We start from the raw sequence: 13,172 nt of genomic DNA on the forward strand, positions 1-13,172 counted from the left end.
AATTCCTTTATCATCCCTAACTCCCATGTTTTTACTATTATATCATGAAAATAATTGCTCTCAAGCCATCTTCGTGTACTTTGTCACCGTTTTCCATTATAATATAGGTACCACATTACAAGAGGAGACATCATGAAATATATCGTAAACACATCAAATGATCCTGCCTATAATATTGCTTTGGAAGCCTATGTCTTTCGTGAATTGGTAGATGAAGATGAATTGTTCATTCTCTGGATTAACCGTCCAGCTATCATTGTTGGTAAACACCAAAATACCATTCAAGAGATTAACAAAGAATATACTGATGCTCATGATATTAAGGTCGTTCGTCGTTTATCTGGTGGTGGTGCTGTTTATCACGATTTGAACAACCTCAACTATACTATCATCTCAAACAAGGCAGATGAAGGCGCATTTGACTTTAAGACATTTTCTCAACCGGTAATCGCAACACTTGCTGATTTGGGCGTTAAGGCTGAATTTACTGGCCGTAACGATCTTGAGATCGATGGTAAAAAATTTTGCGGAAATGCCCAAGCCTACTATAAAGGTCGTATGATGCACCATGGTTGCTTACTCTTTGACGTTGATATGTCCGTTCTTGGTCAAGCCCTTAAAGTCAGCAAAGACAAAATTGAATCTAAAGGCGTTAAGTCTGTACGTGCTCGTGTGACTAACATTGTAGACGAATTGCCAGAAAAATGCACTGTAAATGAATTCTCAGATAAGATCTTGGAAAAAATGAAAGAATTCTACCCAGAAATGACCGAATATGTCCTTTCTGAAGACGATTTGGCTAAGATTCAAGAGTCTTATGAGAAACAATTCAATACATGGGACTGGACATACGGCCAATCTCCAGAATACACGGTAGAACGTAATGTCCGTTACCCAGCTGGTAAGATTTCTACCTATGCAAATGTTGAAAATTCAATTATTAAATCTGTTAAGATTTACGGAGATTTCTTTGGTATTGGCGATGTATCTGATATTGAAGAACTTTTGGTCGGTGTACCTTACGAGTACGAAGATGTCCTGGCAAAACTCAAAACCATTGACACAACGCTTTATTTCTCACACATGACAACTGAGGAGGTTGCAAAAGCTATCGTAGCTTAATCATTGTTTGAAACAATCTGGCAAACTCCAGGTTGTTTTTGTATGCGTAAATTATTGTAGATGATTAGTAAGTTTTTAATAGCATAGGCCAGCAAACCTAAAAAGACCATAAGAGAAGAACACCTCATAACATCTTTCCGAAAAACTGTAATTTTCTTGAAAGAAATATAAGGGTGTGATATACTTCTATTAAGTAATTTAAGTAATTATGGAGAATAAGATTAATGAAACGTGAACTCTTACTAGAAAAAATTGAAGAATACAAATCTCTTATGCCTTGGTTTGTTTTGGAGTATTATCAATCTAAACTATCGGTACCGTATTCTTTCACGACCTTATATGAATATCTCAAGGAATATAAACGCTTTTTTAACTGGTTAATTGACTCAGGTATTTCAGATGCTGATGATATTGCCTCAATTCATATCAAAACCTTGGAGAATCTAACTAAAAAAGATATGGAATCGTTTGTCCTCTATCTACGTGAACGTCCATCTTTAAATACCTATTCAAAGAAACAGGGTGTCTCTCAAACAACCATTAATCGTACGCTTTCAGCTCTATCTAGTCTCTATAAGTATTTAACTGAGGAGGTCGAGGGACCTGATGGTGAACCATATTTCTATCGTAACGTCATGAAAAAAATTTCGACTAAGAAAAAGAAAGAGACCTTGGCTGCACGTGCTGAGAATATCAAACAAAAACTTTTTCTAGGCGATGAAACCATGAAGTTCCTTGATTATGTAGAAAATGAATACGAAGTCAAACTCTCAAATCGTGCGAAATCTTCGTTTTATAAGAATAAAGAGCGAGATTTAGCCATCATTGCCCTGCTGCTGTCTTCAGGCGTTCGACTCTCTGAGGCTGTAAATCTGGACCTTAAAGATATCAATTTAAAAATGATGGTTATTGACGTTACTCGAAAAGGTGGTCAACGGGACTCGGTTAATATGGCGAGTTTTGCAAGACCCTATCTTGAAAACTATCTTAGCATACGTAATAAACGCTATAAGGCTGAAAAGCAAGATGTTGCTCTATTTTTAACAGAATATCGAGGCGTTCCCAACCGTATTGATGCTTCAAGTATCGAAAAAATGGTTGCTAAGTATTCTCAGGATTTCAAGATTCGTGTCACTCCCCACAAACTACGTCATACTTTGGCAACACGTCTTTATGATGCTACTAAGTCTCAAGTTTTAGTTAGTCATCAACTTGGTCATGCTTCCACTCAGGTCACTGATCTTTACACCCATATTGTAAATGATGAGCAAAAAAATGCTCTAGATAATTTATAATTAACCAATCAAAACCATTCCGATTTAGGTTGATTATTTTTATTATACATAAATTTAATTATGTGATGCTAATTTTATTTACGATTGTTAGCAGAACTAAAATTATGTAAATCATTGTGAATAAAAACAAACTCTCCTTCATGGAAAGCTTGTTTTTTATATTAATAATCTTTAAGAGCTGATTCAACCGCAGCTTTTTCTTTTTCAATTAAGTCTACGCGTGCAGCAATTGTTTTAATTCCCATCAAAATATTACGTTCCAAAGCTTTGTCACTTGTTTGTGGCTCGAAAAATGCAATATATTGGTCAAGACGTTCTTGATTTTTAAAGATTCCTGCTGGGATATTAACAAAACTATCAAAGCTCATATCGCCACCAAGAGCTGCTTTAATCCATTCCCAGTTTTCTTTAGCCCAGTCCCAAACGGTCTCTTGAGCAAAAGATTTGCTGAGGAAGTTCATATACCAGAGATACAAATCTTGCGGTTTAACAACGTTTTTATCTTTTAGCTGACCTAGTACGTAGTCAAGACCTTCTTGATTTTTAAGATATGAAAGTGCTTGGGTCAATTGACGACGGAAGTTACTGTCGTTTGTTGCCACGTATGCATTAATATACTCTTCAACAAGAGACAGACTGTTTTCTTGTTTCATTTGGTTGATGAGGACAAGGCCACGGATACTTGCTGGAATGCTTTCTATGTTTTCTTTATGGGCTTGGAAAACATTTGCGGCTGCAAGGACTGTTGGTTGATAGTCTGCTTCAATCAAGTAGCTGAGAGCTGTTTGACGGACCATTTCATCTTCATCAGACTCCCCTTCTTTGGCATCGAAACCAAGGCGTTCAAAGTCATTTTGGAATTGACGACGTACCAAGGCTTTATAATGCACTTCGGCTTCTGTATCTTCATCGATAAAGCGTTTCAAACCAGCAAGGATTTGAGATTTAGCTTGAGAAATCAAGAAGCTTTCTTCTTTTTCGACAAGATCAAGAAGACCAACTAGGCTTGCATACGAGATACGTCCACTTTCCGCTAGAAGACGGCGTTCTTGTAAGATTTGAAGTTTACTTACAGTATCAAGGTTTGCAAAATCTTCTAAGATATTGTCCAAGAGTTGTCCTTGATAGTCTGTGATGTAATGTGCTGCATTAGCTGTATTAAGACGGAGAACTCCATTATTTTCAGTAGCAAGCTGGCTATAATTTGGAATCTCAATACGCTCTTCTGAAAGTGTATCTGGAAGCCCATTCCAGTTTGTATTCAATGGAATCTCCCAAAGGCGCCCTTTGTCTTCATGTTCACCAATGAAGAATTGTTTTTGACTAAGGATAAGCGTATCATCAACAACTTCTGCACTAACCACTGGGTATCCTGGTTGCTCTAACCATGTGTCCATGAAGCTAGAGACATCCTTACCTGAAGCCTCTGAAAGAGCATTCCAAAGGTCACGTCCAACAGTATTGTTATATTGGTGTTTTTCAAAGTAAGCTTTAAGCCCTTTGGCAAAGGCTTCATCGCCTAACCAACGGCGGAGCATATGCATAAGACGGCTACCCTTGGCATAAACAATAGCACTATCAAAGAGGGTGTTAATCTCGTCTGGATGACTGACTTCCATGTGGACAGACTGTACGCCGTCTGTTGCGTCACGTTGAAGAGCATTAGGTACACCAGTTGTTTGGAAATCTTCAAAGATGTTCCAGCTTGGTTCAATAGCATTCACTGAAACATACTCCATCATGTTGGCGAAACTTTCGTTAAGCCATAAATCATCCCACCATTTCATGGTAACAAGGTTACCGAACCATTGGTGAGCCAATTCGTGAGCAACAACAAGGGCAACTTGTTGACGGCTTGCAGCTGAGCTATTTTCATCTACAAGGAGGTAAACTTCACGATAGGTAACAAGACCCCAGTTTTCCATGGCACCCGCTGAAAAGTCAGGAAGAGCAAGGTGGTATGATAATGGAATAGGATACTTGACTTGGAAGTAGTCTTCATAGAATTCGATGACACGAACGGCAATATCAAGAGCGAAGTCGAAGCTATTTTCTGCTTGTGCAACTGTAGCGAAGACACCAACTTCAGTGCCGTTTTTTGTTTTAGCTGTTTTACCATGAAGAGCACCGAAACCAAAGGCGAGAAGGTATGTAGACATGCGAGGTGTTGTCTCGAATGTCCAAACTCCAGTTTCTTCACGCAAATGGCTATTGATTTCTGGCATGTTTGACAAGGCAGTATCGCCCTCTTCAGCGTCAAATTTCAATGAAAGATCAAAAGTTGCTTTTGCTTCTGGTTCATCAACACAAGGAAAAGCTTCACGGGCGAAATGAGATTCAAACTGTGTTGAAATAATTTCCTTCTTTTCACCATTGTAAGTGTAATATGATGGATAAATACCAGTCATATTATCTGTGATGCGGCCAGAAAATTCTATGAAAATTGTTAGAACCCCAGTTTCTGGAAGTTCAATATGAAAAGCCTCATTGGCATCATCCATTTGGAAGTTCAAGGATTCATTATCCAAGAGAACTGAATTAATGGTAAGGTCTTTTTGGTGAAGAGAGATGTGATTATCAATGGCTTCACCAGTAATGGCAACATTCCCTGTAAAGGTCTTTTCAGAACGATTAATGTCCAAGAAAAGATTGTAATTTTCAGGGATGAAACTTTCGATAAAACGAGCAACAGATGCTGTCATATGTAAATACTCCTAATCTAACTTTTCGTATCGAAACAGACTGATATTTGTTTCGATATCAGGTACTTTAACAAAAGAAATGAGCCTGAATTATTCAATACAGGCTCATTATAACATAGATTTTAAACTTTGCCTATAATTCAATGATTTTTCCAGACTTGAGGTAGACAACCCATTCACAAAGATTACGGGCATAATCACCAATACGTTCTAGGTACACGAGTACTTGGATATACTCTTTGGCAGCAAATGCTGCATCTGGATTTTCGCGGACACCTTCTACTGTCATAGCTTGGATGTCACGGAAATAATTATCAATAATCTCGTCTGAAGCTGCGATTTCATAAGCACGTTCTTCGTCACCATTCAAGTAAACTTCGAGAGCTTCTTCGACCATGTGGCGGGCGGCTTTTCCCATTTTCTTGATTTCAGTTTCAATATCTGTCATTCTGCTTTCACCCTTAATACGGATGGTTGCTTTAGCGATGGCCACCGCATGGTCACCCATACGTTCGACGTCACTAGATGCTTTTAATGCAGTGATTACAGTACGTAAATCACTTGATACAGGTTGCTGGAGCGCAATAAGTTCAAGTGATTTTTTCTCAAGTTTGGTTTCGTAGTTATTGACGATTTCGTCGTTTTCGATAACTTCCTTGGCTAATTCAAGGTCATGACTAATAAAGGCACGCAGAGATTTTTTGAGCTGTGCAGCAACTTCAGTACCCATGGCATAAAATTGGTTGTGAAGCTTTTCTAATTCTTCTTCAAAGGGTGTTCGTAACATCATAATTGTTAATGACTCCGTCCTTTCTTAACCTAACTTACCGGTAATGTAATCTTCGGTTTCTTTGTGTTGTGGATTAAGGAACATGTCTTTAGTTGATGAATACTCAATAAGTTCTCCATCGAGGAAAAAGGCTGTTCGTTGAGATATACGGCTTGCCTGTTGCATAGAACGTGTGACAAGCAACAATGTATATTGATCTTTAAGGTTATAGAGTGTTTCTTCAATCTTACCAGCGGAAATAGGGTCTAGGGCAGATGTTGGTTCGTCAAGAAGAATCACCTTTGGTGAGGTGGCAAGTACCCGTGCAACACAAACTCGTTGTTGTTGCCCACCTGAAAGACCAAGTGCTGAGTCATGAAGTCGGTCCTTAACCTCCTCCCAGACTGAAGCTCCTTTTAGAGATTCTTCTACTGCTTTGTCAAGAACCGCCTTATCTTTGATACCATTGATACGAAGGCCATAGACTACGTTCTCATATATAGACATAGGGAAGGGATTGGGTTGTTGGAAGACCATACCAATTTCCTTACGGAGTTCAACAGTATCTGTTCGAGGACTGTAGACATTATGGCCATTGTAGGAAACTGCACCAGTAACTGTGCATTCAGGGTTTAAGTCCCCCATTCTGTTGATAGAACGAAGCAAGGTTGATTTTCCTGATCCAGATGGCCCGATAAGGGCTGTGATTTCATTTGGATAGAAATCCATAGTCACATTATTAATGGCTTTTTTCTTATTGAAATACACCGATAAATCATTGATTGAAATGATTGGTTCAGTCATAAGTGCTCCTTTCTATCCAAAGCGTCCTGATACATAGTCACTGGTTGACTGTAGAGCAGCATCTTGGAAGATTTTCTTGGTTTCATCATATTCGATAAGATCACCAAGGTAGAAAAATGCTGTATAATCACTGGCACGAGCCGCTTGTTGCATATTGTGTGTGACGATAATAATGGAATAATCTTCTTTCAGCTCAAACATGGTTTCTTCTAGCTGCATAGTAGCTACAGGATCTAATGAAGCTGCTGGCTCATCCATAAGAAGAATCTGTGGTTTAACGGCGATAGCCCTTGCGATACAAAGACGTTGTTGCTGACCACCAGAGAGTGTAAAAGCTGACTTATGAAGGTCATCTTTTACTTGTTCCCAAAGTCCCGCTTGTTTAAGTGATGTTTCAACAATCTCATCCAAAGTTTGCTTATCTTTCACACCATTACATTCATGGGCAAAGGTGATGTTTTTATAGATAGACTTGGCAAATGGGTTTGGACGTTGAAAGACCATTCCAATGTGTTTGCGCATTTCATAAACATTGATATTACTTGCATTGACATCAACTCCTTCATAAAGGATTTGTCCAGTAACCTTGGCAACATCAATAGTATCATTCATGCGGTTTAGGCTACGAAGAAAGGTTGATTTCCCACATCCTGAGGGACCGATGAGTGCAGTGATTTTATTTTTTTCGAATTGCATATCAATACCATTGATGGCTTCTTTTTGACCATAGTAGACATGCAAATCCTTGGTTTCAAGAGCGAGCTTCTTCTCTGGGAAGGTGATAATATGACGCTCGTCCCAATTGTATTTTGTCATGAAATCTCCTTTAAGCGGATGTTAATTTCTTATGGAGGTAAGCTCCTAAACGACGTGCACCAAAGTTGAAAATCAAGATGAAAATCATAAGCACTGCTGCTGAACCAGCAGACACTGCAGTGGCGTCAGGTGTCGTACCTTCTGAGTTGACCTTCCAGATGTGAACAGCAAGTGTCTCAGCTTGACGGAAAATTGATATTGGACTAGATATGCTAAGCGGATTCCAGTTGCTCCAGTTAAGCGCTGGTGCAGATTGTCCTGCTGTGTAAATAAGTGCTGCTGCTTCCCCAAAAATACGTCCAGAGGAAAGTACTATTCCAGTCACAATACCAGGCAAAGCTTCAGGAATGACAACGTGACATATAGTTTCCCATCTAGACAAGCCTAAGGCAAGTCCAGCTTCGCGTTGAGTGTGGTGAACTGTGCGTAAACTATCTTCAACGGTACGAGTCATTTGAGGCAAGTTAAAGACAGTCAATGCCAAGGCACCTGAAAGGATTGAAAATCCGTACTGGAATTGTACAACAAAAATTAAATAACCAAAGAGTCCGACCACCACTGAAGGCAGTGATGAAAGGATTTCAATACAGGTACGGACAAAGTTGCTGAGCCGGCCTTTTTTAGCATATTCTGATAGGAAGATACCAGCTCCCATTGAAAGAGGAACAGAAATAATTAAAGTAATAACCAACAAAAATAATGAATTGTATAGTTGAACTCCAATTCCTCCGCCAGCTTTGTGAGATGATGACATACTAGTCAGGAATGACCAACTGATGTGTGGAATCCCGCGAACCAAGATATAGAGAATCAGGGCTGCTAGGATTGTTACAATAATGCCAGCAATCACATAGAGCGTGCTGATAGCAATTTTATCGACTTTTTTAGCGTTCATAATTTCTCTTTCTCTCACGAGTGATAAATTTCACCAACATATTGAAACCAAGACTCATCAATAAGAGCACTAAGGCAAGTGACCAAAGGACATTATTTGAAACAGTTCCCATGACTGTATTTCCGATTCCCATAGTCAATACAGAGGTCAACGTTGCTGCTGGTGTCGTTAAAGACGTAGGAATAACTGCGGAATTTCCAACAACCATCTGAACGGCAAGAGCCTCACCAAAGGCACGGGCCATACCAAAGATAACAGCAGTGAAAATACCCGGTTTAGCCGCATTAAGTGTCACACGCCAAATTGTTTGCCAGCGAGTAGCTCCCATGGCAAGACTAGCTTCACGATAATGACGTGGCACTGCACGAAGTGCATCTGTTGTCATAAAGGTTACGGTTGGTAGAATCATGACGAATAAGACAAAGGTACCTGAAAGGATACCAAAACCTGTTCCACCAAAAATGAAGCGAACAAATGGAACCACGACTTGCAGACCAATGAATCCGTAAACAACAGATGGAATTCCTACTAAGAGTTCAATAGCGGGTTGTAGGAATTTAGCTCCCTTAGGAGAAATCTCAGTCATAAAGATAGCTGCACCAATGGCAAATGGCGTTGCAATCAAGGCTGAAAGTAAGGTAACCAAAAATGACCCTATAATCATTGGCAGAGCCCCGAATTTGCCTTCAGACGGTGACCAATCGCCACTAAAGAGAAACTCAACTAAGCTGACTTTATTAACAAAGAAAGTCGCCAAGCCTTTTTGAGCAACGAAAAGTAAAATCAATGCTACGATGAAAACAATCAAGGCCAAGCAAAGGAAAGTGATTGTTTTACCAAATTTCTCAAGGCGTGAATTTTTAGAGGGTGAAGTTAATTGTTTCATCAATTTTTCATTTTTCATGATTACTCCTCACTCTTCTTTGTAACCTTGCCGTCAGCATCCTTAGTAACTTTCATAGTATGAATTGGAATGTATCCCATTTTTTTAACGATATTTTCTTGAACCTCGTCACTAATCATGTAGTCTAAGAATTGTTTGGTGTAGCTATTAGGTTTCCCTTTAGTATACATATGCTCGTAGGACCAAATAGGCCAATCGTTAGTCGCAACATTTTTCGCATTAGGTTCAAATCCATTTAGTTTCAATGTTTTAACTGAATCATCAAGGTAAGCAAATGATAGGTATGAAATAGCACCTGGTGTCTGAGCGACAATTGACTTAACCATTCCGTTAGAATCTTGCTCCTGGGTACGGATTGGTGATTTGCCATCCATAATCACAGCATCGAAAGTTACGCGTGTTCCTGAGCTAGCTGCTCGGTTAACGATAGTAATTTCCAAATCCTGTCCACCAAGCTGTTTCCAGTTTGTGATTTTTCCAGTGAAGATTTTACGAAGTTGTTCTGTTGTCAAATTATCAACGGATACTTTCTGATTAGTGATAACTGCAATACCTGCAACTGCAACTTGAAAGTCTACGAGCTTACTGGCATCGATTCCAGATTTTTCCTCAGCGAAAAGATCACTATTCCCAATTTCAACAGCACCTGATTGCACTTGGGAAAGTCCAGTACCAGAACCGCCCCCTTGGACGTTAACCACAATTTCAGGATTCTTTTCAGCAAAACCATATGATGCTGCTTCTACTAAGGGTTGAAGAGCCGTAGAACCAACTGCTGTAATGGACTGACCACGGTCAATCCAAGAGGCACAACCAGTTAAGACTAGCATGGCCATTGCCAGTGATAAAATCACTGCAAGGCCTTTTGTTTTTTTCATTTCTATCCTCCGATATGTTGTCACAAAATTTAACCAATGCCTTCAATATATACTGTTAAAAGACATTAAATTAATTATACCAAGTCTAGGTTAATTATGTCATGTTACAGTTTGATTACAGGCTTCAAATATGGAATCTTAAACCCTTAGGATAGTAGTTTTTTAAAGTATTTCCAATAACCTTAGCAAAGCCAAATCCATTACCATCTACCAAAAGTTGATACCAACCGTTTTCTAACGTTTGGTCAAGTGTAACCACATTACCAGAGGCATACTGTGCAAATTGTTCTTGAGTTAACTCTATACTTGAGACTACTTCATCCGATGTTAAAGCAATTCCAAGTGCAAAACTTGGCTCAAAACGTTTTTTCTTGAAGATGCCAAGATGCAAGCCATTGCGTGCGATTTTAACTTTGGAAAGATCTGGTAGTCCCCTAGGAAGTAGATAGAGGTTGTCGCCAAAGACTTGTAGTAAACCGTCTAGAGGTAGCTTGAGGTGTTTTTTAACAAAATCATCCCAGAGCTGTTTTTGCTCCTTATTGAGGTTTGTTTTCCCCTCTTTGATGCATGACTGCTCAGGCATGCGCTTATCCTGGAATTTTGCCACAAACTGACCTTCCCCCTTGAAATGGTGTGGATACATTCGAGCTGTTTCTGGAAAATCAATCCCATCGCTCATCCCGTTCAATTTAGGGATTGCCACCAATTCAAGGTCAGGGTAATTCTCTAAAATCCAAGCAACAACACCTTCATTTTCCTCAGGAGACCAGGTACATGTTGAGTAAACTAATTGTCCTCCTGGGGCTAACATCTTCAAACCATCTGCTAGGATGTCCTTCTGCAATTGTGCCAGTTCACTAGGATAGTCCTTGTGCCAATACTGGATTGCATCAGGGTCCTTGCGAAACATTCCTTCTCCAGAACATGGTCCATCAAAGACAATCATATCAAAATAATTTTTAAAAACTTTGGCTAGTTTATCAGCTGACGTATTAGTCACAACAACATTTTTAGCACCAAATCGCTCAATATTCTCAACTAGAACCTTGCTACGTTTGAAATTGATTTCGTTGCTGACGAGTAAACCTGTGTTATCCAGATAGCTTAGGAGATGCGTGGATTTTCCGCCTGGTGCTGCGGCTAAGTCTAGAACACGGCTTCCTTTTGATGGAGCTGCCACTTGAGCAACCATTTGAGCAGCTGGTTCTTGAGAATAAACTAAACCAGTCGCGTGGTCAGAAGATTTTCCTGAAATTTTACCGTAATGGCCCCAAGGTGTTCCAGGAATAGGATCAGGATAGTCCTTCTGCTGCTTTTTAAGAGGGTTAATGCGGTAGGCAGACACAGCTTCTTGATCAAAAGATGTAAAGAATTCCTCCGCTTCAGCACCAAGTAAGTCTTTATATTTTTCTATAAAATCTGATGGAAATTTCATAGTTTCCTTTCTATCAAAAAAACTGGACCACTCAAGAGAACTTGCTATTCTGATTTGTCCAGAATAGTATATATTTTTAAAGTTAATTTTCTGAGTTAAGAATATCTCTGATTTCTTCAAGTCTATCTTTAGGAACAAGCATCACAGCTTGGCGACTAGAATAATCAAGTAGCTCTCCAGTAATGGTTTCAAGTTGGTAGCCCAATTTTTTTCCCATAATACTTGCTGCAGCATAATCCCATGGGTAAATAACTGAAAAGTAAGCTAAAATTTGACCAGAAAGGACCTTGGACATACTTAGACCAGCACCACCATACACTCGAACACCCAAAGTTTTGTCAATGAATCCTTTTATACCATGGTAATTTTTAGCGTACATAGCAGCATTACTACCTACTAGACAACGATCCAGAGGACGTCTCTTATATGGTGAAAGCAATTTATCGTTGCAGTATACGTCAAACTGACCCCCACCATAGAAAAGCTGATCAGCCATAACGTTGTATATTAGGCCAAATTTTCCCTGTCCCTTTTCGTAATAGGCAATCATGACACAGAAATTATCCTGTTGGACGATAAAATTGACTGTCCCATCAATAGGATCCAAGACCCAGACGTTTCCATCTTTGATATTATGAACCATGTTATTTTCTTCAGCCAAAATATTGTCTGTTGGGAAAGCTGATTTAATGCGTGCTACTAGTAAATCTTGCGTTTGTTTATCAATATTAGTTACTAAATCATCAAAAGCAGACTTTTCCTCTACCGTGATTGTTTTACTCAAACTTTTTTTAATAAACGCCCCAGCTTCCTTGATGATTTCTTTAGCAAAAACAAGTTTATTTTCCAAGTGTTACAAATCCTTTTTCTTTTGCTTTAGCAGCTCTGACAGCTTGGTAGATTGAAAAACCGCTTGCTTCTTGGAAGGCCTTGTCTAGTTGCTTTTCAGGTGCTTTTCCTGGAACAACTGTTTTAAACGCCTTATAAGCCTCCAAGAGCTGATCACGGTCAACCTTACTCTCATATGCTTTTTCTACCTGACTCAAAAAATGAAGCACTGTGGTAATTTCCTCAGTGCTCCATGATGGATCGAGTGGGTAGGAATAATTTCCTTTAGTCATTATTACCCTTAATTTCAGCACTAATAGTCGCTTGACGCAATTCTTGCTTTCTATAGTCACGAGGCAAAAAGGCACGAATCTCATCTTCGTTAAAACCGATTTGCATATGTTTGTTATCCATAATGATTGGTCGACGAAGAAGATTTGGATATTCAGAAATCAATTGAATGAGCTCCTCAATTGTCAAATTATCCACATCAATATTCAACTTCTGAAAGACTTTAGAACGAGTTGAAATGATATCTTCAGTACCATTTTCCGTATGAGACAAAATATTCATCAATTCATCGTGAGTTAATGGGCTCGTGATGATATTGCGTTCGTCAAAAGCAACTTCATGATTGATCAACCATGCTCGTGCCTTTCTACAGCTGGTGCAGCTAGGTGATAAAAATAAAGTTACCATGCAAACACCCCTTTCACATTAACTT

13 protein-coding genes are annotated in these 13,172 nt (G+C 39.2%); 2 read left to right on the plus strand and 11 right to left on the minus strand.

The window, feature by feature from the left end; genetic code table 11:
* Positions 1-132 precede the first annotated feature (132 nt).
* Together MHH90_RS04855 and xerS are read left to right on the plus strand one after the other, a co-directional pair.
* Positions 133-1,122 carry a lipoate--protein ligase gene (locus MHH90_RS04855; protein WP_340725808.1) on the plus strand — a complete coding sequence of 330 codons (990 nt, stop codon included), beginning with the start codon at positions 133-135 and terminating at the stop codon, positions 1,120-1,122.
* A 224-nt stretch (positions 1,123-1,346) separates the two neighbouring features.
* A complete protein-coding gene (xerS, locus tag MHH90_RS04860) occupies positions 1,347-2,417 on the plus strand; it encodes a tyrosine recombinase XerS (protein WP_014608300.1) in 1,071 nt (356 codons plus the stop codon).
* Between the two features lie 161 nt (positions 2,418-2,578).
* Here xerS and MHH90_RS04865 read toward each other — a convergent pair whose 3' ends face one another.
* From MHH90_RS04865 to MHH90_RS04915, 11 genes are all read right to left on the minus strand, one after another.
* Entirely contained in the window at positions 2,579-5,119 is a 2,541-nt protein-coding gene (locus MHH90_RS04865) for a M1 family metallopeptidase (RefSeq protein ID WP_340725809.1), read from the minus strand.
* 133 nt (positions 5,120-5,252) lie between these two features.
* Positions 5,253-5,906: a phosphate signaling complex protein PhoU gene (phoU, locus tag MHH90_RS04870; RefSeq protein ID WP_041827032.1), complete on the minus strand. Its 654-nt coding sequence runs from the start codon at positions 5,904-5,906 to the stop codon at positions 5,253-5,255.
* 27 nt (positions 5,907-5,933) lie between these two features.
* Entirely contained in the window at positions 5,934-6,692 is a 759-nt protein-coding gene (pstB, locus tag MHH90_RS04875) for a phosphate ABC transporter ATP-binding protein PstB (RefSeq protein ID WP_011225971.1), read from the minus strand.
* Positions 6,693-6,704: 12 nt separating this feature from the next.
* Complete coding sequence (gene pstB, locus MHH90_RS04880) at positions 6,705-7,508, minus strand: phosphate ABC transporter ATP-binding protein PstB (protein ID WP_002950744.1); 804 nt, start codon at positions 7,506-7,508, stop codon at positions 6,705-6,707.
* 10 nt (positions 7,509-7,518) lie between these two features.
* Entirely contained in the window at positions 7,519-8,403 is an 885-nt protein-coding gene (gene pstA / locus MHH90_RS04885) for a phosphate ABC transporter permease PstA (protein ID WP_002952978.1), read from the minus strand.
* A complete protein-coding gene (pstC, locus tag MHH90_RS04890) occupies positions 8,393-9,307 on the minus strand; it encodes a phosphate ABC transporter permease subunit PstC (protein ID WP_011225969.1) in 915 nt (304 codons plus the stop codon). The genes pstA and pstC overlap by 11 nt, the downstream gene beginning before the upstream one ends.
* Before the next feature lie 2 nt (positions 9,308-9,309).
* Positions 9,310-10,185: a phosphate ABC transporter substrate-binding protein PstS family protein gene (locus MHH90_RS04895; RefSeq protein WP_002950736.1), complete on the minus strand. Its 876-nt coding sequence runs from the start codon at positions 10,183-10,185 to the stop codon at positions 9,310-9,312.
* Between the two features lie 124 nt (positions 10,186-10,309).
* A complete protein-coding gene (locus tag MHH90_RS04900; protein WP_014608296.1) occupies positions 10,310-11,620 on the minus strand; it encodes an RsmF rRNA methyltransferase first C-terminal domain-containing protein in 1,311 nt (436 codons plus the stop codon).
* An 82-nt stretch (positions 11,621-11,702) separates the two neighbouring features.
* On the minus strand, positions 11,703-12,470 hold the full coding sequence (locus MHH90_RS04905) for an inositol monophosphatase family protein (protein WP_011681130.1): 768 nt from the start codon (positions 12,468-12,470) through the stop codon (positions 11,703-11,705).
* Positions 12,460-12,741, minus strand: a complete 282-nt coding sequence (locus MHH90_RS04910) for a UPF0223 family protein (RefSeq protein ID WP_002950730.1) — start codon at positions 12,739-12,741, stop codon at positions 12,460-12,462. The genes MHH90_RS04905 and MHH90_RS04910 overlap by 11 nt, the downstream gene beginning before the upstream one ends.
* Positions 12,734-13,147: a Spx/MgsR family RNA polymerase-binding regulatory protein gene (locus MHH90_RS04915; protein WP_002950728.1), complete on the minus strand. Its 414-nt coding sequence runs from the start codon at positions 13,145-13,147 to the stop codon at positions 12,734-12,736. Before MHH90_RS04915 ends, MHH90_RS04910 begins: the two co-directional genes overlap by 8 nt.
* Positions 13,148-13,172 lie beyond the last annotated feature (25 nt).

It is taken from the genome of Streptococcus sp. FSL E2-3488 (genome assembly GCF_038003585.1).
In the GTDB taxonomy this organism is placed as follows: domain Bacteria; phylum Bacillota; class Bacilli; order Lactobacillales; family Streptococcaceae; genus Streptococcus; species Streptococcus thermophilus.